The following is a 24,914-nucleotide window of genomic DNA, read 5'->3' on the forward strand; positions in this document are numbered from 1 at the left end:
TCAAAAGGTCAGGTGTTTCATGCTAGCGAGAGCACAAAGTGTGTAGTGACCGCAGGTATCATGGGGCCAAAATACCCTTTGCCCTCAACAGCATCTGAATGTAACGCTCAGTAGGTCAGAGTATTTACTGTGCTGAACAGTTGCAAGAAAAGAGGTTTGGATGGAAGAAATAAAGAATACGATGGAGAGGAAGAGATGGGAGAAGACGGCGGAGGTTGTCTTTTATATCCTCGTGTTTGCTGCAATCAGTTGTTTTGCCATGCTTCAGGTATATGGAGATCCTCCCGATGAAATTAACCGATTTAAGATAGTCAGTTACATCTGGAATTATGGATATTTGCCAAAAGGAGGAGATCCGGAGGTGATTCTGGCAGGATATGGCGCCTCTTATGCGTTTCAGCCGATCCTGACCTATATCATACAGGGATACTTGCTTCGTTTTCTCGGAATGTTTACGAAAGATGGATATGTGCTGCTTCTGGCCGCACGCATGGTGAATGTTTGCTTCGGTGTTCTTATGGCATACTATGTACGGTGCATTGCAAAGGAAGCGTGGAAGAATCCCTATGTGCAATGGACATTTACGCTTTTGGTCGTATTCCTGCCTCAGAATATTTTCATTCATTCTTATGTGAATACGGATTCTATGGCGATGCTCTCTGTGGCGATTATTTTCTATGTGCTGCTTCGGGCAATGAGAACCGGCTATAGCAGAAAAGATTGCGTTTTGCTTTCGATAGGAATCATATTGTGTGCGATGTCTTATTATAATGCTTATGGCATTATAGTGGCAGCAATTCTTGTATTTATTATGAACTTCGTACATAGGCAGGAGGGGAAAACAAAGAAAGTAACGATAGAGTGGAGGGAAATGCTGAGAAAGGGCGGATTGATATCCGCAATTGTACTACTCGGCATCGGTTGGTGGTTTGTCCGCAATGCGGTGCTTTATGATGGTGATATCATAGCGATGAATGCCAGGCTGCAATGCGCCATAGAGACGGCTACACCGGACTATAATCCTTTGACGCGATTCACTTATCAGAAGGAAGGGATTCCTCTAAGGGAGATGTTATTTGATACGGGGTATGTGACCTTGCTTCGCGATAGCTTTATCGCAATGTTCGGACCGATGGCAATACCGACTCATGGGTTGATTTATATCTTTTATAAATACTTATGGATTATAACGTGTGCGGCGGCAGTTCTTCCGATGAAAACGTGGATAGATAAAGGTTGCTCTCAGGAAGCCTCTCCGTGGAAGTCAGAGGATGTGGGCGATTGGAAGAAAAAGGCGGTATTTTATGGCGGCATGTTATTGTTTTGCTTCATAACCATTGGGCTTAGTATTTATTATTCCTATACATGGGAATTCCAGCCTCAGGGAAGGTATATTCTACCGGTACTCGTCCCCTTTATGTATTTGGTAACGTTAGGAATTCAGAAGCTTTGCATTTTGGCAGAACATTTTCGTATAACAAGAGCTGTTAAATGTGCCAGGTTGCTTTGTATCGGTATTATGTCTTATGTTATGCTGGCATTTGCCTATAGTTTATTCGATCGCTTTATTCCGTATTATTTACAAGGAGAAAACATGTTCTCTATGTACGGGAAGATATTTATACCTTAGCCGCAAGCGGCCACGGTATGTTTTTTTGCACACTCGCTTTGCTCGGCGCAGTATAATATTGTTAAATATTATACTTTAGCCGCAAGCGGCCGCGGTATGTTTTTGCACACTCGCTTTGCTCGGCGCAGTACAATATTGTTAAATATTATACTTTAGCCGCAAGCGGCCGCGGTATGTTTTTGCACACTCGCTTTGCTCGGCGCAGTACAATATTGTTAAATATTATACCTTAGCCGCAAGCGGCCACGGTATGTTTTTGCACACTCGCTTTGCTCGGCGCAGTATAATATTGTTAAATATTATACCTTAGCCGCAAGCGGCCACGGTATGTTTTTGCACACTCGCTTTGCTCGGCGCAGTATAATATTGTTTAAATATTATACCTTGATGGCTTGTCTTGACCGTAGATGGAATAAAGTGGTATGATAAATAGCATTGCTTACAGAAGATATGGTGTAGTTATTCAGCAGGTCTGTGCACTAGCTGCGCTGACCGTAAGAATATGTGAAGGTGCTGAACAGTTACGATATAGGAAGTGTTTGCGATAAAGGAGATAAGGATATGGCAGTAAGGGTACATAATTTTCTGGGAAGATTGGGATGGAATGCGAGGAAATATTTTCCTATGCTTGCCAGTGAAAGTTATTTAAAGCTTCAATTTATTACGAGAAGGAAGTTGCAGAAGAATTATATCGAGCATTTTATGGGGAAGGAAGAAGTTCCTATGCCGCTCGTTGTCAATCTGGAGACGATTAACCGTTGCAATAGTACATGTGAGTTCTGTACTGCGAATAAAAATGCGGAAAAACGTCCTTATAAACGCATGGAGGACGAGTTGTTCTATAGTATTATCGATCAGCTGGCAGATTGGGGATATAAAGGCCATTTGACGATGTATGGCAATAATGAACCATGGCTGGATACCCGTATTGTAGAATTCCATAAATATGCGAGAGAGAAGTTACCGGAAGCATTTATTTTCATGTCCACCAATGGACTTTTGCTCGATGTGGATAAGGTGAAGTCGATTGTGCCATATGTGGATCAGCTTATTGTCAACAACTATGGACTTGATATGAAGCTGCACGATAATATTCAGGTAGTCTATGAATATATTAAGGCGCATCCCCAGGAATTCGAAGGTGTGGATATCCTTATTCAGATGCGTTACTTAAAAGAAGTGCTCACGAACCGTGCAGGAAGTGCGCCGAATAAAAAGGCTACGGAGAAGGTAATTACAGAGACTTGCCTCATGCCTTATACGGATATGTGGATTATGCCGAATGGAAGATTAGGCATATGCTGCTGCGATAATTTAGAGGTAACAAACCTGGCTGATTTACATGAGATGCCGTTAAAAGAAGCGTGGAACAGCAAGAAATATCAGGAGCTTCGTGAAGCGATTAAGACAGGCAGACAGAACTATGGCTTCTGCAAGCATTGTGACTTTATCGATGCAGGGCTGCGGATGGATGCGGTAGATGATGTGCTGAAAGATAATGAAACGATGCATGGAGCGAGACAGTCCATATTTAAGAATAAATAAATGAAGAGCCGCTGCAAAAGATGAGAAAGATATTTTGCAGCGGAACTTTATATATAATTTTGTGACTGAGGAGGGGACGACTTTATCCATATTAGTTTGGCCTCCGGCGCGCGCGGCTGTATTTTCTAAATGAAACGGGTGTGTATTGGAAGGGGACGGGGCGGCAAGAAGGTACATCCATGTACCGTTTTGCCTAAATACCGCATCCTTGCGGTATTTGCCCTGCGCTACAATCGGTTTCATTAAGAAAATTCGGGCCGTTTGCTTAATAGAGTCCAAACTAACATGGATAAAGTCTGTTTCCCGGCTAACTTACAAATTGTGTATAAAGTTACCGAAAATATCGGGGAGTGAATAGCTGAAGGGATTTAAAGAGGAGAGAGTATGAGATGAAAGGTGGAAGAGGTATGGGTGTTTATAAAAAGGTGATAGTTTTGTTTTTGATGTTGTTTGCGGCTGGCTATATTGTAGGGTGTGGACAAGGTGCTGATTCGGGGCAGGATATGGTGGACAAGGGTGTTATGGAAGGGGAAGTAGCGGAGGATAGCTCTGTGGCAGAAGATGATTCAATAGAGGGGGAACGTTCTGATGCGGATAAGGGAGCAGTGGAGAGTAAGGATGTAAAGGATGGCGGGGAAGGAAATGGTGTAGGTATCGAGGGAGGAGAGAATGCAGAAGGCGATGCGGGGAAAAGCGGAGCAGACGACGAGGTGAAGGCGGAAGGCAGTCAGCCGGTTTCTCCGTGGGCTGGAAAGAAGGTTTCTATATGTGGTGACAGCCTTTCCACTTTTACCGGCTATATTCCGGACTATTATAGCAAGTTTTATCCGGAAAATGGTGAGATAACGCAGGTGGATGATACATGGTGGATGAGGGTGCTTAATCGGACAGGGATGGAACTGTGTCGGAATGCTTCCTATTCGGGAAGTACGGTGAGTGGGCCGTCTTTGGATAATAGTGATGGGAGGTATTCTTGCGGTGACCGGCGAATAATGGATTTAGCGGGGGAAGCAGGAGAGCAGCCGGACATTATTATTGTGCTGATGGGGGCTAACGATCTGCTGAATAATATTCCTCTTGGAGATTATGACGGTGTTTCGACAGTGGAAGAAGGTGTGATAGGGACTTTCAGCGAAGCGTATGCCTTGATGCTGGATAAGATGAAACGTTCATATCCCGACGCGGAGATTTATTGCGCTACAATTGCAGAAGTATCCCGCTGGAATGATAAGGGAGAAAAGTTTCCATTTATGAATGCAGAAGGTCTGACTGCGGAGGACTATAATGAATGGATAAGGGCAATTGCTCAGGCTAAAGGGGTGCATCTTATCGATGTGTATCAATGTGGAATCACTTCTGAAAATGCGCAGGAATATACTAGTGATGGAACGCATCCAAATGCAGAAGGCGCCGGGCTTATAGCGGATAAAGTCTGCGAAGCCTTCGAACTTTGAACTTTGTAGGTGTGCGGTTTAACGTTTATTTGAATGAAGTGTGTAAATGTTATTGTGATGGGAAATTTAATGTGATATAGTTTATTTATTGGAAACTAGAGCCAGGCGGCTTACCCTCTTTTATCGGAGGGATTATCCTTCCAGACGAAAGAAAGGAGGGTGCTATGAATGGTTACATATGCGGATTTACTGCGCTGACCGTAATAATACATGGAAAAGCAAGGGGAAAAGAAAATAGCCGCCACTACTCACAATAGTGACGGCTGTTTGAAATAACAGCTATTATTATTTTGCCGATTATTATTCTATTTCGTTTGATTTCGCCTCTTCGTGGTATTCCTTTTCTGTATTAACGCTCCATACATTGTCTTTGCGGTTAATGCCGTATTTGATATTTTTAACGGCCTCAAAGGAGGTACACATGGAATGGTCGATATTGTTATACCGATGTTGTCCGTTACGTCCTACGCAATAGAGGTTGTCGATCGTATCCAGATAGGCGGTAAGCTTATCCATGTCCTTATATGTATCGAAATAAGCAGGATATGCCTTTTTCACCCGTTCTACATGGGTATCCAGAACCTGGGAAGCATCGTCGATCAGATCCATCTGTACCATTTCTCCGATGGCGAGAGAAGTGAATTCTTCCTCGTTCATATTCCAGAAAGAGTCACCTTCATTGCAGAAATATTCCAATCCTATCCACACAGTATGTTCCAAATCTTTAATCATATAAGGGGACCAGTTGTTGTATATTTGCAGGCGGCCCAATTTGACCGTTCTATCGTGAACATAAATCCAGCAGTCGGGAACAATATTGCCGACGGTTTTCATCTTGGTCAGATTCTTTAGATTCAACTTGGGTACGAGGACACCAAGAGTCATGTAATCGCGGTAAGGGAGACCGGAGGCAATGGCGGCCATATCGGCAGGCACATCATTCATACCGCCGACTAAATCTTTAATCGGCATAGAAGAGATGAAGATATCACCTTCGATAGTGGAGACTTCACCCTCGTGCTCATAAGTAAGTGCGGTAATATGATTATCTTTATTTTTAACAAAACCGGTTACTTTACTGTTTTTTAAAATTGTTCCGCCCAGCTTCGTAATTTCATCGGCTGTGACTTCCCATAACTGACCGGGGCCGAGTTTGGGATATTTGAACTGTTCGATCAAAGAGGTCTCTACTTTGCGATTTTCTTTGCCTGGCAGCATTTTTTCGAAGACATCTTTTAAAATAGCAATAATGGAAAGACCCTTTACACGTTGGGAGCCCCAATCCGGAGCAATTTCACTAGGGTTACGTCCCCAAAGATTTTCTGTGTAGTTCTCGAAGAACATGGAATAAAGCTTCCTGCCAAAGCGATTGATATAGAAATCTTCCAGAGAGTTTTCTTTTCTCTTAACGACCAAAGATTTCAAATAGCTGAAACCGACAACAATAGTCGTAGCAAGCCCCATATTCCGAAAGGTTTCAAACTTAAAAGAAATAGGATAGTCGAAAAAATTCCTGTTAAAATAAATGCGGGATACGCGGTTTCGGTTCAACATAACACGTTCTTCTTTTTCCGGATCAGGTCCACCCTTTGCGAGGGGCATAGAACGGTTTAACAGTATATCATCATAGGCAGGAGAACCCTGTTCCGGAAGCATATTAGCCCACCATTCGTTGACTTCAGGGACTTTGGAAAAGAAGCGATGACCGCCCATATCCATGCGGTTTCCGTTATGATTAACTGTTCGGGAGATACCGCCGAAAGCAGCGCTTTCTTCCAATACGATGACTTCGAAGTCATTATCTATATCCGGGTTACCGGGCTGCCTGTTTGTCAATAATTCGTAGGCTGCGGTCAGTCCGGCAGGACCGGCGCCTATGATAAGAGCTTTTCTCATGTAAAGATTCCTCTCACTTCACTCAATTTTTGTCTTGGTAAATTGACAATGGAAATAAATCACAATTACGATATATTTTAACATGTAATCGGGTAATTGCCAAGATAATTGTAATGGATGCCATGAAAATAGGGATATGGACAGATAGAATAAATTAAGTTAAACTGTAACTATTCATCAGGTCTGCGCATTTACTGCGCTGACCGTAAGAAAACGCAGAACAGTAAGTGAAATGGAGCAGATAGTAATGATAGTGGTTAAGATAATTGGCATAATATTTTGGATGTTCGTACTTCCCTTTTGTATCGGCCTAATCCCTATGCAGTGGATGCCGAAGGAGAAGAAGAATATAGGCGTTGCTTTTCTTGCGGGATATTTAATTATGCTTCCTTTATGTTGGATTGTGGCGGTACCGACCCTCCTGCTTGTAACATATAGCAGTTTCCTTGTTATGGTGCGTATTTTTACTGTACTTTTAGGGGTTGCGGGAATATTAGGAGTAGGTCTTAGTGCCCGCTCGATCAGAAGAGAGCAGTGGGACAGCCTTCGCCCAAGCTTCTCACTGAAAGATATGTCGATAGAAGAAAAGATAGAATGGGTACTGTTTCTGGCTCTTCTGGTCTTCCAGCTTTATAAAGCATTTACTCTTACTTCTTTTGATGGAGACGATGCGGAATATGTGGCGCAGTCGCTTGTGACTCAGCAAAGTAACACTATGTATCTGATCAAACCCTATACGGGAGGTACCACTTCTTTGGATATTCGTCATGCACTTGCGGTACTTCCTATATGGATTGCCTATATCGGAAGAATGACGGGAATCCACACGACGATATTAGCACATAGCGTGATCCCTTTTGTGTTCATCCCATTAACCTATTTCGTTTATTACGAAATAGGCAAACAGCTATTAAAACGAAAAAAAGAGTTCCTACCTGCTTTTATGATATTTATGTCTCTGTTACAAATATTTGGAAATGTATCTATTTATACGAGTGAGACCTTCTTTCTGACAAGAACATGGCAAGGGAAATCGTTGGCTGCTAACTTTGTACTTCTTTTCATACTGTGTCTGCTTTTGTGGATTTTCGACAGGGAAAAGGAGAGGAGAGAAAACGAACTTGTTTTATGGATATTACTGGCATTGACTAATATGACGGCGGGAGTATGTACGTCTATGGTGGTATTCCTGAGTGCAGTGATGATTGCAGCGATGGCATTTTGGATGATGATTGCGGAACGGAAATTCAGTGTGCTTGTGAAGGCAGGGCTCGTGTGTATACCTAACGCAGCCTATATGTTGTTGTATCTGTTTTTGCATGTTTGATAATGAAATGACGTAACAGTTAGGGAATTGAACCGAGGAGAGTCTTAGCTATGTATGGAATTTTTATGGAAAGTGTTGTTATTTTTAAAAATTACGCGGGGGGTCACTGGATAGTAGCTTTATTTTTGCTGTCGCTGTTCCTGCTGCTTTGGATGGAGAAAGATAAAAGGCGTCGTGCCCTCTTTGTATATACCCCATTATCCTTGTTACTTTTATTCTTTTTCCCTATATTCAGGAAAATATTTGTGAGGCTGATGGGCGGTGAGGGGGATACCTATTACCGTGTGCTCTGGTTAATACCCATGGGCGTAATCATCGCTTATGCAGGGGTGAAGCTCGCATCGTTGTTATATGATAAAAAAGGGGAATGGGCGAAGCGTGCAGTGTTAGCCGCTGTGGTTGTGGCGATTATTTTCAGCGGTAAGTATGTATATGCCAGTCAGTACATGTCGAAGGCGGAGAACCTATATCACCTTCCACAGACGGTAGTCGATATTTGTGACTTGATAGCTCCGGAAGAGGGAGAGGAAAGAATTTGGTCGGTCTTCCCGACCGATTTAGTGTATTTCGTAAGACAGTACGATACGAATATACAGATGCTTTATGGCCGCGAGATGGTGGAACCGAAATGGCAGTATGCGGAGCCGGTGCATACGATTATGAATCATCCGGCAGTCATCGATATAGAGGAGCTTCTATTGCTGACAAGGGAGCGATATTGCACCTATATCGTCCTTCCGAGTAATAAAGGAGTGACGGAGTCGCCGGAGAACTTTGGATTGGAGCTGCTGGATACGATAGATGGGTATCCGGTGTATTATGACCCGGTAGCAGCGGAGGCAATTTTGCAGTTATCAAACGGATAGAAGGTAATTTTCACAAGTAGCTGCGAGGGGACTGAACAGCTACGATAAAATGTGACGGACGGTGTAGCGATGTTATTTAATTCATATGAATTTGTATTTTTATTTCTGCCGATAAGTATTCTTGGTTATTATTTTCTTGTAAGGAAAGAAAAAAGCGAGGCAGCAAAAGTGTGGATGACAGCAATGTCATTTTGGTTTTACGGAAGTTTTCGGATGGAATACTTATGGGTGCTGTCAGGAAGCCTGATCTTCAACTATGGAGTGATTCTTATCCTTAAAAGAAAGCCTATCCCTCCATGGTCGATGAGCAGGAGAAAAAAGGGGATACTGGCGGTTGGAATTGCAGGAAATCTTGGACTTTTATTCTATGTGAAGTATATGAATTTTTTCATTGAGAATATAAATGAAATACGGGGTGGCTCATGGCCGCTTTTACAAGTTCTCTTGCCGGTAGGAATTAGTTTTTTTACTTTTCAGCAGATTTCCTTTTTGGTAGATTATGCTAAGGGTGAAGTACAGGAGTGCAGTTTCATCGACTATGTCCTTTATATTTCTTATTTTCCTAAATTGACAGAAGGTCCTATTGTGACTCATGAGGAACTTTTTTCCCAATTTAGACAGATTGGAAATAAGGAGTTAGATAGCGAAGAGATAAGAAAGGGAATGACTCTATTCGTCTTCGGTATGGCAAAAAAGGTTCTATTGGCAGATACCTTCGGCAATGCTGTTAATTATGGTTACGATAATCTACATCTCATACATAGCCCGGATGCGATACTTTTAGTTCTGTTTTATGCTCTGCAGCTTTACTTCGATTTCAGCGGTTATTGTGATATGGCGATGGGTATTAGCAGGATTTTTGGCATTAGACTCCCTCTTAATTTTAACTCTCCGTATCAGGCGAAGAATATTGTGGATTTCTGGAAGCGGTGGCATATAACGCTGAGCCGTTTCTTTACAAAATATGTATATATTCCTCTGGGAGGCAATCGCAAAGGGACGGCAGTTATGTGTAGGAACATGTTGATTGTGTTCTTCCTGAGCGGCCTATGGCATGGTGCAGGATGGAATTTTATCCTCTGGGGAATGCTGCATGGGGGATTGTATGTCTTCACCCGTATGTGGCAAAGGAGAAAGCAAGGGAAAGAAAGTAAGGGAAGTGTTCTGCTTACTTTTGTTTATGTGAGCATCGCTTGGGTTTATTTCAGGGCCAGGAGTGTGGCACAGGGAAATGAATTACTTCGTCTTGCGATAAGCGGTGGATGGGAACGGGTAAATAAAAATCTGGCCGGATATTTTAATCTGGATGAATTCTGGTATGTGTTAAAGGTGCTGCGTTTGGACCGTTGGGAATATGGGCATTATTTATTAATGTTTGTCATTACAGCTTTTTCTCTGGTGCTGGTATTTTTGGGGAAAAATGCAGTAAAGGTGACAGAAGAGATGAAGCCGAGAACTTGGTCTGCTGTTTTTACGGCAGGGTTATTTTTCTGGTGCATTTTGATGTTTTCCAATGTCAGTAGTTTTTTGTATTTCAATTTTTAGAATTTGTGTAACTGTGAGAGTACTGGACAGTTACGAATTTGCCGGGAATAAGAAGTGGGGGAAAGATGAAACAGGATAGAAGATGGATATGGATATTTGTCCTGACCTTGGCGGCAGCCATGGTGATGGTTATCTCGCTGGTAGTATATGTAGATCCTTTTTTTCAATATCATAAGCCGTTGGATGACTTCCCATATATTGTGGATCATCAAGTGAACCAGAATCCGGGGATGGCGAGACATATGGATTATGACAGCGTAATTCTTGGCTCGTCTATGACTGTGAACTTCAATACCCATTGGTTTGATGAACTGTTGGGACTTAAGACGCTGAAGCTCAGTTATAGCGGCGCATTTCCTAAGGATCAGGCTAATATCATGGATATTGTTTTTCAAAGCGGGCATAAGATCGATGCTGCTTTTCTTGGAATTGATGTAATTACTTATACCGGCGGAGTGGAAGAGACGAAATATCCGATTCCTGCTTATTTGTATGACACTTCGGTATGGAATGACATTTCCTACGTATTGAATAAGGATGTGCTGCTTCAGTACATACTGCGGCCGATGGCAGATCCGGATAAGACGGATCTGGCTACCGTATATGCCAGTTGGTGGACGGAGGAATATTATAATAAGCAGTGGGTAATGCATAATTATGAGCCGCCGGAGGCAGTAAAAGAGGAAGCGGCCCCGGAAAATTATATACGAAGCGTAGAGGAGAATTTGTCAGTCAATATTTGCCCCTATATCGAAAGTAATCCGGATACGGAGTTTTATATCTTTTATCCGCCCTATAGTATTTTATTTTGGAATGATGTATTGCTGGAAAATCATATGGAGGCGACCATAAGTGAGTATGAGTATATTACAAAACGTTTACTCGCCTATGATAATGTACGTGTATTTTTCTTCCCTAATCAGGAGTGGATTGTTTGTAATCTGGATAATTACGCAGACTATAGCCACTATCACCCGAATATTAATCGGTATATGACGGAGTGTTTTGCCTCGGGAGAGTGTGAAGTGACGAATGAGAATCTGGAAGCAGAATTACTTAAGATGAGGGAGATTGTTGCAGCCTATGATTATGAAGAGCTGTTTTCTGTAGAATATTAGTTACTGTTCAAACCGTGCCGTGCATATCACTGCACGGCATCGGAATTATTAAGGTAGAAAGTGTAAATAAACTTATTTGGAAGAGCTGTGTCCGGTATTGATAACCTCCGCTAATCTGTCGGCGAGAGCGTTCCTCCCGGCATCATTTAAGTGAAGATAATCGGTCATGTAATCTTTGTAGTTGTCCTCGTTTATTGTACCATAGTAATTATCGATAATAGATACTCCGCAGGAAATAGCCACATCCACTTCCTTTACGAGATAATGGGGAAGGGGACCGTGACCGAGATCTGTTGTGCCGCCATTTTGATAGTTGCCGTTCTCATCGATGCTTTGTGCATAAGTATGAGACATAACGAAGATACGAATATGAGGATAAGCTTGCTGGATCGCTTCAATACCGTTTCGCAGACCACCGGTATAGGTACTGAGTTCATAAGGGTCATTTGGATTATCGGAGGGTATCCGTTCCATATAATCGATAGCGTCGTACATAACTACCATAATATCCACCTTGTCATAATCGATAGATTCCAAGGTATTTGTTGTATCGGCATAAATTTCTTCCGTCTCGGAAGCCAGTGCCGATTTCATAGCAGAGAAATCCTTCGACGCAATACTTTTTGCCACATAGGGAAAGTTGAAGTTATCTCTCGGATAGCCTTCGTTATAAGAAGAGTATTTCGCTCCGATGCCGGAATTAGGGAAGCCTCCATTGTATACGGTAGCATCTGTCTTAGCAGCGAGCAGCGAAGTGAAGCTATTAGCCCCGGAACCGTCGGTTAAGGGATTGCCGCCCAGGCAAAGAATCGTAGTCACGCCATCGTCCACCCTGCCTTCTAAGTTAGCAGCGCTTAAAGGAATGATAGTATCCAGTGCTTCAATATCGTAACCTTCCGCCAGATTATCCGGGTCATAATCAGACTTCGTCCCGATGTTCCATAAGATGAGCTTAATGATGGCAACAAGTGCGATAATGACGATAGCTCCAATGAGCATTATATGCAAATTGAGGCGGGATATTATGCTATTTTTAGCATTCTCTTTATTTGTTTTTTTCATAAAATACCTCCTTGAGACGTGTCTATTGTACGTAACTTGTTCAATACCCTCACAGTTACGAAAGCAAAGATTGCTTTGTGAAAATCCATTAAAATCACCTTTGGTGATGGGATTTTAACTTATCTTTCCACGTATTCTTACGGTCAGCGCAGTAAATGCGCAGACCTGCTGAATAGTGTCTATTGTACTATTATTTATTACAAAAAGCTATAAAAAATATAAGCGGGATAAAATTTTAAGATTTTATCCCGCTTATATTTTTTCTCCACATTAAATGGCTCAGCAACGCTGGCTATTTAACTCTTTGTACCATTTGCTGTACTTATACATACGGTATGTAGTGCTAAGGTTCTTTAATTGATCCTTATCGGCACATTTTTCTTTGAACTCATTTCTTTCAGCGATATCCATACTAACATACTCCATGTATGGGATACGCAGCTCGGTAATAGATTCTCCGCATTTCGGACATGTCATCTTGTGACCATTTAGCATGTGAACCCGATGACAAAGTTTGCAATAGTGCATGTACATCATGAAAATTCCCCTTCTCAAATACATAAATTATTGATCTCGTTTTTTATTTTGTCAGCAATAGCGAAAAAAGTCAATAACTTAATGTAGTAATTCATCGACAAAAGTTAAAAAAATATCAATTTTTTCATACAATTAACCAAAAATATGTAAATCTTAGAAAAGTATAGCTCGAAATGAGGGAATAAAAGGCAATAAATGTTGAAAAAACAGCTTTTCCATGGTAAGATATTGCCAAATACTCATTTGGGAAGGGTTCGCAGAAATAATGAAGAAGAAATGCGGTAGAAGTGGTGATTCTGTCACGAATAGCAGACTTGTAATCGATGAATTGGATTTGATAGATTTTGATATACCTGATAAGGAAAATTTCAGAAATATCAAAGAGTTAGACGGAGCTATTAAGCCGTCCGTAACTTCAAATAAAAAACAATCCGGGAAAAAGACTTCGTCAAAGAAGAAATCTACAGCGGGAAAAAATACTTCTGCGAAGAATGATATTTCGCTAAAGAAAAGTGCTGTGATAAAGAAAAGTTCCGGTAAGGCCAGGAAGATATCTCGGGATAGAAGGCGTAACGAAAGAAAGAGCGGGCTTTGGTATAAAATAAAACATATGGAGACGATGGACAGAGTGATCACTGCAGGCGGTGCTTTGATTATGGTATTTGCAATTGTGACTTGTTCGATGTATGCAAATGCGAAGGTGCTTCATAGTCAAGTCACTTCTTTTCAAGAGGTGGGGACTGGCATGGAAGGAATTGCGATAATCGGTGAGAGTGGGCTTCTTGCAGTGGCAGACGCACATGCGGCGAGGACAGCGGTTCAGGAAGAAGTGGCGGCGGCCGTTATGGAGTATGAAGAGAAGGAGCTGGAAGAAGCCGGGGCCGTAGAAGTGAAGATGCAGCTGAGTTCTATGCAGAAAGATTTAAAGATAAAATTTATCAATGAGAAGACCGGGAAGCTGGTAGCGAGCGTTCCTTTCGAAGTGAAGATTACGGATGCGAAGAAGAAAACTTATACCCTCAAAGATGAGGATAAAGATGGTGTTATTTACCAGACGGATATGGCTCCCGGTAATTGTATGGTATCGATGGAAAACATCGAAGCTGCGACAGGCTATTCCTTTTCCACACAGGGAATAGAGGTAGCGATTAAGGATAAGATCGAATATAAAAAGGTGGACGTTTCCGATGAAGTGAAGAAAGAATCGGATGTGAACGTGGCCATTGAGGATACGAAGATACAGGAGACGGTGATAGAGTCTGCGCTTACGGATACTGTTGCATGGGTAGAATCCACCAAGACCGCAGCAGATGGCAGCAGCGACAATACCGGATATGAAGAAGTATCTAAGGATAAGATTACAGATCCTATGACTTTGGTAAAAGCTACTGGATTCATGCGTTTTGCAGCGGTAAATGGGGAACCCCAGACGGAAAACCAGGAGGCAGGAACCGATGCAGCTACGGATACAACAATAGATACAACTACGGATACAACGGCAGATACAACAACGGATTCCGGAACCAATCCCCCGGTTGAGATAAAGGTAAGCTTGGATAAAGCGAGCCTTGCATTGAAGACAGGTGAAACGGCAGTTGTAACAGCGACGACCGATCCTTCCGGAAATACAGTGGAATGGGGAAGCAGTAATGCTGATATAGTTTCCGTGTCCGGAGGGACCGTTACTGCATTAAAGGTTGGGACTGCAGATATTACGGCTAAGACCGCTACCGGTCATATGGCGACCTGTACGGTAACCGTGACGGAGAAGGAGAAGCCATCCATAACAATTAGCGCCGCTTCCGGTAAAGTACTGACCGGTAAAACGCTAACGCTCAGCGTGGAGGTGAAGAATGTAAGTGACACGTCTGTCACATGGTCGTCCGATCATGATGCGGTGGCTGTGGTAGCTTCTGATGGTACGGTAACAGGTATCAGTGAAGGAACGGCAACGGTGAAAGCAGTGAGCAATGCGGACAACTCGGTGATGGCTACTTGCAATATCACAGTGAGAAATAATCCGGAAAATGATAAATCGACTAAATTAAAAGACAATGATGGCAATCAACTATTTATCAAAGATTCCGAAGGAAACTATAAAGAGGCGGTTTATTCCGATTATTTCACAGCGGGGAAATTCTATAAACAGGTAAAAGCTACGGAGAATAAAGAGTATAAATATACCGGTTGGCAGACCATAGATGGAAAGACCTATTATTTCGATGCGAACGGTAATAAAGTGACCGGAGAGCAAGTAATTCAGGGGGCAAAATATAATTTTGGCAGTGATGGAGTGCTTGCGGCTTCTTCTGGAAATATGGGAATTGATGTATCGAAATGGAATGGAAATATCGATTGGAATGCAGTGAAGAACTCCGGTGTATCCTATGTGATTATCCGCTGTGGCTACCGCGGATCTACGACGGGTGCTTTGATCGAGGATCCGAAGTTCCGTTCCAATATCCAGGGGGCGACTGCGGCTGGCCTGAAGGTAGGGGTATATTTCTTCACACAGGCAGTCAATGAAGTGGAGGCAGTGGAAGAGGCTTCTATGGTATTGAATTTAATTAGCGGCTATAAGATAGCGTATCCGGTGTTTTTGGATGTGGAGCCCAGCGGAGGCCGTGCGGATGGAATTAACAGGGATATGAGAACTGCAGTTTGTAAAGCATTCGCTCAGACGATTCAGAACTCCGGATATACGGCAGGAATCTATGCCAATAAGACATGGTTCACATCGTATATCAATACGGCCAGCCTGACAAATTATAAAATATGGTTGGCTCAGTATGCAGCAGCTCCCAGCTATACAGCGACGAAGTATGATCTGTGGCAGTATTCTTCCACAGGGTCTGTAGCAGGCATTAGCGGCAAAGTGGATTTGAACATTAGTTACCTGGGATATTAAAAGTGTATAAACGTAACTATTCAGTAGGTCTGCGCATTTACTGCGCGGATCGTAAGAATACATGGGAGAATAGGTGAAAATCCCATCACTGAAGGTGATTTTAATGGATTTTCACATGTAGCGGTGAGGGCACTGAACAGTTACATATAAACAAAAGATGAGACGAATTCAGAGATTATTAAGAGATACCAAGTTGCAAAACTGAAGAAAATAGGTTATATTATTCATAAATAAAATCGCGAAAGGCATAAAATATTATGAGGACTTATCTGGTAACAGGAGGAGCAGGTTTCATCGGCTCCAATTATATTCATTATATGTTCAAAAAGTACGGGGATGGTATACGAATTATCAATGTGGATGTACTCACTTATGCGGGTAATCCGGAGAATTTGAAAGAAGTGGAACGAAGAGACAATTATGAGTTCGTGAAAGCTGATATTTGTGATAAGGATGCCATTGCTAAGATATTTGCAGAGAATGATATCGACCGAGTGGTGCATTTCGCAGCAGAAAGCCACGTAGATAGAAGCATTCGCAATCCGGAAGTGTTCGTACAGACGAATGTACTTGGAACGGCTGTTATGTTGAACTGTGCGAAAAATGCATGGGAGCTTGAGGATGGTACTTTCAAACAGGATAAGAAGTTCCTGCATGTATCCACGGATGAAGTATATGGTTCCTTAGAGGAGGAAGGTGAATATTTCTACGAGACCACACCATATGATCCTCATAGTCCTTATTCCGCCAGCAAAGCAGGTTCCGATATGTTAGTGAGAGCTTATATGGATACCTATCGTTTCCCTGCTAATATTACGAACTGCTCGAATAACTATGGGCCTTATCAGTTCCCGGAGAAGTTAATTCCTTTGATTATCAATAATGCGTTGCAAGGTAAGACGTTGCCGGTATATGGAGACGGTAAGAATGTCAGAGACTGGTTGTACGTGGAAGACCATGCGAAGGCAATCGATATGGTACAGGAAAAGGGAAGACTGTTCGAAACTTACAATGTGGGCGGTCACAACGAAAAGCAGAACATTGAAATTATCAATATTATTATAGAGACGCTGCAGGAAATGCTTCCGGAAGGCGACGAAAGAAAGAAGTTAGTGAGTAAAGATTTAATTACTTATGTGGAAGATAGAAAAGGCCATGACAGAAGATATGCCATTGCCCCGGATAAGATTAGAGAAGAAATAGGCTGGGAGCCGGAGACGATGTTCAAAGAAGGTATTAAACTGACGATTCAGTGGTACTTCGAGAATGAGGATTGGATGAAGAACGTCACAAGCGGCGATTACCAGAAATACTATGCGGATATGTACAGCGGGGAATAAGCTGGAAGGATAAGAAAAATGAGAAATGGGAACGATTTGGATCGCTCCCATTTTACATGTAAAGAGTTTTATTTTACATTTTTCATTCTGAGTATTTTATGATATACTAAGAAATAGTATACGTTGAAATATTATAGCATTACAAAAAGAGATTTATGGAGGTTATCATGAAAGGAATTATTCTTGCAGGGGGAAGCGGAACGCGCCTTTATCCTCTGACGAAAGCAATTTCCAAACAGATTATGCCGGTATATGACAAACCGATGATTTATTATCCGTTATCGACGCTTATGTTGGCGGGAATCAGAGAGATCCTTATTATATCTACGCCTAGGGATGTTCCCGTTTTCGAAGAATTGTTCGGTACGGGTGAACAACTTGGACTTTCGATTTCCTATGCGGTTCAGGAGCAGCCGAGAGGGCTTGCGGATGCCTTTATTATCGGGGCAGATTTCATAGGAAGTGATAGCGTGGCTCTCGTGCTGGGAGACAACATCTTCTATGGTCAGAGTTTTTCTAAGGTGCTTCGTGAAGTAGCGGAGAGAGGAAGAGGAGCTACCATATTCGGTTATTATGTCCGTGATCCGAGAGAGTATGGCGTTGTTGAATTCGATGATAATGGAAAGGCCCTTTCCATCGAGGAAAAACCGGAGAACCCAAAGAGCAATTACGCGGTACCGGGTCTTTATTTTTATGATAATGACGTGGTAGACATTGCCCAAAATGTAAAACCTTCCGCAAGGGGAGAGATAGAAATAACAAGTATTAACAATGAATATCTGCGTAGGGGAACATTAATGGTGGAGACCTTAGGCAGAGGTTTTGCTTGGTTGGATACAGGCAATCATGATTCTTTGCTGGATGCGGCAGATTTCGTGTCCGCGTTTCAGAAAAGACAGGGACTTTACATTTCCTGTATTGAAGAGATTGCTTATAAGAGAGGATTTATTACGAAGGAACAGCTTCTTAAGTTGGCAGAACCGTTGATGAAAACGGACTATGGAAAATATATGATAGAGGTTGCAAATGGACTCTAGTCTGAAGAGAATGACCATTTTTATGGTCGTGATAATGTTTGCGGTAGTAGCCGGTACGGTATTCTATGCGAACAAAGATTTATTTATGGGAAAAGAGAGCCAGGAGACATCGGCAGAAATTGTACAAGAAGAAGACCAGGCAGGGGAGGCTGCAGCCAGCCGGATTGGTTCGGACAGTCGCGCTTTTTTGGCAGATGAGACGTTCTTCAATCCGGATAAAAAGCCTTATTCAGCTATAGAAAAGGTAAATGAGAAGCATCTCTCCCTCCTTATGACTTCTGTGGAGAAGAATCTGCGCATTCAAGTGGTGGATAATGCGGGGAAGTTAGTGACGGGAGAGACATTCTGTGTGGTACTTAATAATGATAAAGAATATCTGGACGAGGATCAGGACGGCGTTATCTATATCGATCATCTGAGAGCGGGCAGATATGAAGTGATTCTGAAAGAAGTGGCAGGATATCGTGTACCGGAGGCACCATCCGTAATTGAAGTAAAACAGAGCGTGGAATATGTGGTAATTGATGATATTAGTCTGCTTATTTTTACGGAAGAGGATATTGATCCTACTTTGGAGGACCTGGAAGTGAACGGTGCTCTTGACGATGCGGATAACTCTGAAATTACGAAGATGCAGGCAAGTAATGCCAACGCTAAGGTGGGAATTGATGTTTCCAAATGGAATGGAGAAATCGATTGGGATAAGGTGAAGCAGGCAGGTGTGGAATATGCGATTATTCGTGTAGGCTACCGGGGGGCTACTACGGGAGCACTGATTGAGGATCCCTATTTTACGAAAAATATAAAGGGAGCTGCCAAGGCAGGAATTCCTGTCGGGGTTTATTTCTTCACCCAGGCATTGAATGCTGTGGAGGCCGTGGAAGAGGCCAGCATGGTCATTAATATGTGTAAAGAGTATAAGATTACCTATCCTGTGTTCATCGATACCGAAGGCGCCGGCGGTAACGGCCGGGCAGACGGATTGGATGTGGAGACAAGAACTCAGGTGTGTAAAGCTTTTGCGGCGACGGTGGAGAGTGCAGGGTATCGTGCGGGTGTGTACGGTGCTCGCAACTGGTTTAATGAGATGCTCGATATGAATGTGCTTAGAAACTATATTATCTGGCTGGCAGAATATCGTGATGTACCGGTTTATCAGGGGTATTATCATATGTGGCAATATACATCCAGTGGAAAAGTGGATGGTATTGAAGGGAAAGTAGATTTTAACTTGAGCTATTTGAAGATTGAACCGAATGCCTTAGACGAAGAAGAGATGAATAAAGCAGCCGCTTTAGCGGGCGATTCGGAGACTTCCGAAGATGCGTCGGCGGTGGATGGAGAAATCGTGGAGCCGAAGCCCATCGGCGCGGAAAATGCGGATTGGTAGACGATATAATTTAGAGAGCTAAAAGGAGTTTAAAATGGGAAAGATAACAGTAGAAACATGTGAAATAGAAGGTCTTAAAGTGATTACCCCTAAGGTATTCGGGGATGAAAGGGGATACTTCATGGAGACCTATCATTACGAGGAATTTAAGGAAGCAGGCATTGATCAGATATTCGTGCAGGATAATCAATCGGCATCGAAAAAGGGGGTGCTTCGCGGATTGCATTTTCAGAAGGAATTCCCTCAGGACAAGCTGGTAAGAGTGGTAAACGGTGAAGTCTTCGATGTGGCCGTGGACTTAAGAGAAGGAAGCGAGACCTTCGGAAAGTGGTTTGGCGTTGTACTATCTGCAGAGAATAAGAAACAATTTTTTATTCCTAAGAATTTTGCCCATGGTTTTCTTGTATTATCCGATTATGCGGAATTCGCTTACAAATGTACGGATTTCTACCATCCGAATGATGAGGGCGGGCTTCTTTATAACGATCCCGATATTGGGATAGAATGGCCTATTCCGGAAGGAATGGAGCTTATCATGTCCGAAAAAGATATGAACTGGGGCGGTATCGCAGAATTTAGGTAACAGTTCAGCCATCAGTACCGCGAAGCCCAAATTGCTTCTCTATGCAATTTTGTGTGTATTAATTGTTACTGTGAAGCTGAAGGCTGAACTGTAACGAATTTAGCGTAACTATTCAGTAGGTATGCGCATTTGCGGCGCTGATCGTAAGAATACATGGATAGGAATCTTCATATGAAAGCAGTAAAAAAAGAAAGCGATGTTAGAAGTGGTTTTAAAATGAATATAAAGCATATTCCCAAAAAGGCGGTGATGACCGCCTTCTATTTCCTTGCCTTCATTTTGGCAGGAATTATAGTGACACACCATAATCCATTGGCAGACCAGGGAACGGAGCTAATGAAAAAGGTAATGGCATGTATTCTTATCGTCTTTACCTGCGTGATATTCGGTATTTTTTACGATCGTCTCGTAGTATTGCCTAAGGAACTTTTGCAGAATAAGAAGCTGATCTGGAAGCTGGCAAAAAATGACTTTAAGAAGAGATATGCAGGCTCATATCTAGGTATGATATGGGCTTTTGTACAGCCAATCGTAACGGTTGTTATGTATTGGATCGTATTCGACCGCGTATTTAATACGAGAAGTCAGCTTGTGGCCGGAGGAATTGAAGTTCCATATGTGCTCTATCTTACGGCAGGTCTGGTACCGTGGTTTTACTTCTCGGAAGCGCTGACAAATGGAACGACGGCGCTGATGGAATACAATTATCTGGTAAAAAAGGTAGTATTTAAAATTAGTATTCTGCCTATTATCAAGGTGATAGCGGCTACCTTTATACATGCATTTTTTGTAGTGGTCTTATTACTTATTTCAATTGCTTACGGCTATTATCCGAGCATATATACATTACAAATTTTTTATTACAGCTTCTGCGAATTCGTGTTGGTGTTGGCTATTAGTTATACGACATGCGCGATTGTCGTTTTCTTCAGGGATTTACAACAAATTATCGGTATTGTTCTTCAAATTGGAATGTGGGCTACACCGATTTTATGGGATATTTCTATGTTGAGCGATAAGATGAAGCCTTTATTTAAGTTGAATCCGATGGTTTATATTGTGAACGGCTACCGAAGTGCAGTGTATGAGCAGGAATGGTTTTTTGAACATTTCTATTCTTCCACTTACTTCTGGATATTTACCATTACATTATTCTGTATCGGGTCCTTGATCTTCAAGAGATTGAAGGTCCATTTTGCGGATGTAATGTAATAACAGGATGATGGAGAAGCGGCGGAATGGAAGAAAGAAAAATAGCAATCCGGACAAAGGATTTGGAGAAAGTATATAAATTATATGAAAGGCCCTCAGATCGCATGAAAGAGGCCTTTGGCATCTCGAAAGCGAAGAAGTACAAAGAGCATCATGCGCTTGATAAAGTGGATATGACGGTGTACCAAGGGGAAACGGTAGGTATTATCGGAACCAATGGATCCGGCAAATCTACCATTCTTAAAATTATTACCGGTGTGCTGAATCCTTCTGCAGGAGAGGTGACGGTAAATGGGCGTATTTCCGCTCTTCTGGAGTTGGGTGCCGGATTTAATATGGAGTATAATGGCATTGAGAATATTTATTTGAATGGTACGATGATCGGCTTCTCGGAGAAGGAAATCGAAGCGAAGATGGACTCTATTTTATCGTTTGCGGATATTGGAGACTATGTATATCAGCCTGTGAAGACTTATTCCAGCGGTATGTTCGTGCGTCTTGCCTTTGCGGTAGCCATCAATATCGAACCGGAAATACTGATTGTAGATGAAGCACTATCGGTGGGAGATGTCTTTTTCCAGGCGAAATGCTATCATAAATTCGAAGAATTCAAGAAACTGGGAAAGACAATCTTGTTCGTCAGTCATGACTTGAGCAGTATCAGCAAATATTGCGACAGGGTAGTGTTGTTAAATCAGGGGAAGAAGCTGGGAGAAGGCCCGCCGAAGGAGATTATCGATGTCTACAAGCGCGTGCTGGTAGGACAATACTCGATAGAGGAAGAAGACTCTTCGAACCTGTTAAATGATAATGAAATAAGAAAGGCGGCCGGAGCGAAGGCTTTCGCCAATCCGGATTTGCTGGAATACGGAACGAAAGCGGCACAAATAACAGAATATTACATTACAGATAGTGAAGGAATCCGAACGACGGCTATCATGAAAGGACAGGAATTCACCATTCATATGAAGGTGGAATTCACCCAGAGAGTTCCTGCCCCGATCTTTGCCTTTACGGTAAAAAATGTGAAAGGGACAGAGATTACAGGAACGAATACAATGCTTGAGAAGACGTTCTTAGAGTCAGTAGAAGCGGGGAGTGTGAAAATGGTGACATTTTGCCAGAAGATGAACCTGCAAGGAGGAGAATATCTTCTGTCTTTCGGTGTAACAGGGTATGAAAACAATGATTTTGCCGTATACCATAGATTGTATGATGTGATGAACCTGACGGTAATATCCGACAAGGATACGGTAGGATATTATGATATGGATACAAGGGCATCGGTTGTAGAATATAGATAACAGTGAAGGAACTGAACTGTTATGGGAGGAGAAGCAGTATGACGGAGCAAATCGGAAAAGTAGTTCTTGATTATAAATATTATCCCGGCGAGGATTTTTACTGTGATGGAGAGGTGGAGGATGAACTTCTCGATATTGTAAGAAACCGCTCTGCAGTCGAATACAGAAGTATTATTGAAGAACGTGCGAAATGGCCGATTCTTTATCATCTATCATCCCTAAGAGAGAATATTGTGGATTGGATTCCTATGGGGAAAGATGCCAAGGTGCTGGAAGTGGGCGCCGGATGCGGAGCGATTACCGGAGGACTTGCACGCAATGCAGGAAGTGTGACCTGTATCGATTTATCCAAGAAAAGAAGCTTGATCAATGCGCATCGCCATCATGACTGCGATAATGTGAAGATACATGTTGGGAATTTTAAGGATATTGAGCCGGAGCTTCCGTGTGATTTCGATTATATCTTTTTTATCGGAGTATTTGAATACGGACAGAGCTATACGGGAACGGAGCATCCTTATGAAGATTTGCTGAAAATGATGATGCGCCATCTGAAGAAGGATGGACGTATTGTGATTGCGATTGAGAATAGGCTGGGGCTTAAATATTTTGCCGGATGCAGAGAAGATCATTTGGGGACTTATTTTTCAGGGATTGAAGATTATGCACAAGGCGGAGGCGTCAGGACTTTTACAAGACAAGGTCTGGAAGCTATTTTTAAAGCCTGCGATGTGAATGAATATTCCTTTTACTATCCCTATCCGGATTATAAATTTATGACAGCCCTTTATTCGGATGAGAGACTACCGCAGTTCGGAGAACTATCAGAAAACATGAGAAACTTCGATAGAGACAGGATGTACCTGTTCGATGAGAAGCAAGCTTTTGATGGAATCATAAAGGATGGTGTGTTCCCTTTGTTTTCCAATTCATATGTAGCGGTAATCGGAAAAGGCTTCGATGTGAAGTATGCCAAGTACTCCAACGATCGTTCGCCGGAATATGCAATCAGAACAGAAATCGTTATGGATGAAGAGGGAAAGAAAAAGGTAAAAAAACACGCGTTATTTAATGAAGCAAAGGAACATGTCCGCAATATGGAAACGGCCTATATCGATTTGAAGAAGCGATTTGAAGGCGGGAAGCTTGCGGTGAATCAATGTACTCTGGGGAAAGACGGTGCTTGTGCAGAGTTCGAATATGTAGAAGGAAGAACGCTGGAAGAAGTGTTGGATAGCTGTTTAGAGATTGGGGAAACAGATAAATTTCACTTGTTATTTAATGAATACCTGGAAAGAATATCCTATGGTGAAGAGATGCCGGTGGCAGATTATGATCTTATTTTCTCCAATATATTGATAACGTTAAAAGAAGCAACATCGTGGGAAGATTTTCTTAAAGAAATTAACGTGGAAGCGGTCAAAGAAGCCGATTGGACTATTATTGATTATGAGTGGACATTTGGAAAACCGGTGATAGCTAAGGAGATTGCCTTCCGGGCTATCTATTGTTATGTACTGGAAAATGAAAAGCGAAATAAGTTAAATTTGGATGTTATCATCGATACGCTCGGCATTACGGAAAAAGAGGCGGAGGAGTTCAGGGAACAGGAAATGGAATTCCAGCAATTTGTTACCGGAAAGCATAAGTCCATGGCGCAGATGAGAGATGCGATAGGCTGTCGGATTGTAGAGCCTTTAAAGTGGGCACATAAATTCGATGATTCCTCTGTGAAAGAGAGAGTTCAGATTTATGAAGATAGAGGAAGTGGCTATAGCGAAGAGACTTCTTATTTCGTAAGAGATGCCTATGAGGGGGAGAATCTGATTTCCCTTAAGTTGGAGGTCGATGGAAATGTTTCCATGCTCCGTATCGATCCGGTCATGGATTATTGTGTCGTAAGGATTATAGACCTTCTCCTAAACGGCATTGAGATAGAGATGACGAGAAAAAATATTGTAACGAATGGAAGGCGGCTTAAGGACGGAAGCTATGTCTTTGCCACCGCGGACCCCAATATCAATATAGCAGTTGGAAATCTCAGCCAAAAGGAACAGAACGTGTTGACGGCGCACATGGAAATTGTACGTATTCCGGAAGAAATTGCGAAAGATTTGGCAGGAGCAGTCAAAAAGGTGTGGTAGTTCGTGAGGATGGAAT

At 42.3% G+C, this 24,914-nt stretch carries 18 protein-coding genes; 15 read left to right on the forward strand and 3 right to left on the reverse strand.

The features are described 5' to 3' along the window. The first annotated feature begins 160 nt into the window (after positions 1-160). The 3 genes from RBB56_RS12850 to RBB56_RS12860 all read left to right on the forward strand — a co-directional run bounded on the left by RBB56_RS12850 (position 161) and on the right by RBB56_RS12860 (position 4,629). Positions 161-1,630, forward strand: a complete 1,470-nt coding sequence (locus tag RBB56_RS12850) for a DUF2142 domain-containing protein (protein ID WP_306719370.1) — start codon at positions 161-163, stop codon at positions 1,628-1,630. A 561-nt stretch (positions 1,631-2,191) separates the two neighbouring features. Beyond that, complete coding sequence (locus RBB56_RS12855; protein WP_306719371.1) at positions 2,192-3,175, forward strand: radical SAM/SPASM domain-containing protein; 984 nt, start codon at positions 2,192-2,194, stop codon at positions 3,173-3,175. Between the two features lie 389 nt (positions 3,176-3,564). Further along, complete coding sequence (locus tag RBB56_RS12860) at positions 3,565-4,629, forward strand: SGNH/GDSL hydrolase family protein (protein ID WP_306719372.1); 1,065 nt, start codon at positions 3,565-3,567, stop codon at positions 4,627-4,629. Between the two features lie 300 nt (positions 4,630-4,929). Here the strand turns inward: RBB56_RS12860 and RBB56_RS12865 are convergent, their stop codons facing one another. Further along, positions 4,930-6,525: an NAD(P)/FAD-dependent oxidoreductase gene (locus RBB56_RS12865; protein ID WP_306719373.1), complete on the reverse strand. Its 1,596-nt coding sequence runs from the start codon at positions 6,523-6,525 to the stop codon at positions 4,930-4,932. A 232-nt stretch (positions 6,526-6,757) separates the two neighbouring features. Between RBB56_RS12865 and RBB56_RS12870 the strand changes: the two genes are divergently transcribed. The 4 genes from RBB56_RS12870 to RBB56_RS12885 all read left to right on the forward strand — a co-directional run bounded on the left by RBB56_RS12870 (position 6,758) and on the right by RBB56_RS12885 (position 11,381). Further along, complete coding sequence (locus RBB56_RS12870) at positions 6,758-7,852, forward strand: DUF6077 domain-containing protein (RefSeq protein ID WP_306719374.1); 1,095 nt, start codon at positions 6,758-6,760, stop codon at positions 7,850-7,852. 50 nt (positions 7,853-7,902) lie between these two features. Next, on the forward strand, positions 7,903-8,718 hold the full coding sequence (locus RBB56_RS12875) for a hypothetical protein (RefSeq protein WP_306719375.1): 816 nt from the start codon (positions 7,903-7,905) through the stop codon (positions 8,716-8,718). Positions 8,719-8,769: 51 nt separating this feature from the next. Continuing rightward, positions 8,770-10,263 carry an MBOAT family O-acyltransferase gene (locus RBB56_RS12880; protein WP_306719376.1) on the forward strand — a complete coding sequence of 498 codons (1,494 nt, stop codon included), beginning with the start codon at positions 8,770-8,772 and terminating at the stop codon, positions 10,261-10,263. A gap of 65 nt (positions 10,264-10,328) precedes the next feature. Continuing rightward, entirely contained in the window at positions 10,329-11,381 is a 1,053-nt protein-coding gene (locus RBB56_RS12885; RefSeq protein ID WP_306719377.1) for a hypothetical protein, read from the forward strand. Positions 11,382-11,453: 72 nt separating this feature from the next. On the opposite strand, the gene RBB56_RS12890 is transcribed toward RBB56_RS12885, so the two are convergent. Together RBB56_RS12890 and RBB56_RS12895 are read right to left on the reverse strand one after the other, a co-directional pair. Further along, positions 11,454-12,443: a hypothetical protein gene (locus RBB56_RS12890; protein WP_306719378.1), complete on the reverse strand. Its 990-nt coding sequence runs from the start codon at positions 12,441-12,443 to the stop codon at positions 11,454-11,456. Positions 12,444-12,722: 279 nt separating this feature from the next. Then, the gene (locus RBB56_RS12895) at positions 12,723-12,938 is read right to left on the reverse strand and encodes a hypothetical protein (RefSeq protein ID WP_306719379.1); all 216 of its coding nucleotides are present in this window, start codon (positions 12,936-12,938) and stop codon (positions 12,723-12,725) included. Positions 12,939-13,245: 307 nt separating this feature from the next. Here RBB56_RS12895 and RBB56_RS12900 point away from each other — a divergent pair, with 307 nt between their 5' ends. The 8 genes from RBB56_RS12900 (at position 13,246) to RBB56_RS12935 (ending at position 24,898) form a co-directional block, all read left to right on the forward strand. Next, on the forward strand, positions 13,246-15,888 hold the full coding sequence (locus RBB56_RS12900) for a GH25 family lysozyme (protein ID WP_306719380.1): 2,643 nt from the start codon (positions 13,246-13,248) through the stop codon (positions 15,886-15,888). A 257-nt stretch (positions 15,889-16,145) separates the two neighbouring features. After that, the gene (rfbB, locus tag RBB56_RS12905) at positions 16,146-17,228 is read left to right on the forward strand and encodes a dTDP-glucose 4,6-dehydratase (RefSeq protein WP_306719381.1); all 1,083 of its coding nucleotides are present in this window, start codon (positions 16,146-16,148) and stop codon (positions 17,226-17,228) included. Between the two features lie 167 nt (positions 17,229-17,395). Further along, on the forward strand, positions 17,396-18,265 hold the full coding sequence (rfbA, locus tag RBB56_RS12910; protein ID WP_306719382.1) for a glucose-1-phosphate thymidylyltransferase RfbA: 870 nt from the start codon (positions 17,396-17,398) through the stop codon (positions 18,263-18,265). Continuing rightward, complete coding sequence (locus RBB56_RS12915; protein ID WP_306719383.1) at positions 18,255-19,655, forward strand: glycoside hydrolase family 25 protein; 1,401 nt, start codon at positions 18,255-18,257, stop codon at positions 19,653-19,655. The genes rfbA and RBB56_RS12915 overlap by 11 nt, the downstream gene beginning before the upstream one ends. 34 nt (positions 19,656-19,689) lie before the next feature. Continuing rightward, positions 19,690-20,238: a dTDP-4-dehydrorhamnose 3,5-epimerase gene (rfbC, locus tag RBB56_RS12920; protein ID WP_306719384.1), complete on the forward strand. Its 549-nt coding sequence runs from the start codon at positions 19,690-19,692 to the stop codon at positions 20,236-20,238. Between the two features lie 171 nt (positions 20,239-20,409). Continuing rightward, on the forward strand, positions 20,410-21,450 hold the full coding sequence (locus tag RBB56_RS12925; protein WP_306719385.1) for an ABC transporter permease: 1,041 nt from the start codon (positions 20,410-20,412) through the stop codon (positions 21,448-21,450). 26 nt (positions 21,451-21,476) lie between these two features. Beyond that, positions 21,477-22,754: an ABC transporter ATP-binding protein gene (locus RBB56_RS12930; protein WP_306719386.1), complete on the forward strand. Its 1,278-nt coding sequence runs from the start codon at positions 21,477-21,479 to the stop codon at positions 22,752-22,754. Between the two features lie 38 nt (positions 22,755-22,792). Continuing rightward, the gene (locus RBB56_RS12935) at positions 22,793-24,898 is read left to right on the forward strand and encodes a class I SAM-dependent methyltransferase (RefSeq protein ID WP_306719387.1); all 2,106 of its coding nucleotides are present in this window, start codon (positions 22,793-22,795) and stop codon (positions 24,896-24,898) included. Positions 24,899-24,914 lie beyond the last annotated feature (16 nt).

It is taken from the genome of Kineothrix sp. MB12-C1 (assembly GCF_030863805.1).
GTDB lineage: Bacteria > Bacillota > Clostridia > Lachnospirales > Lachnospiraceae > Kineothrix.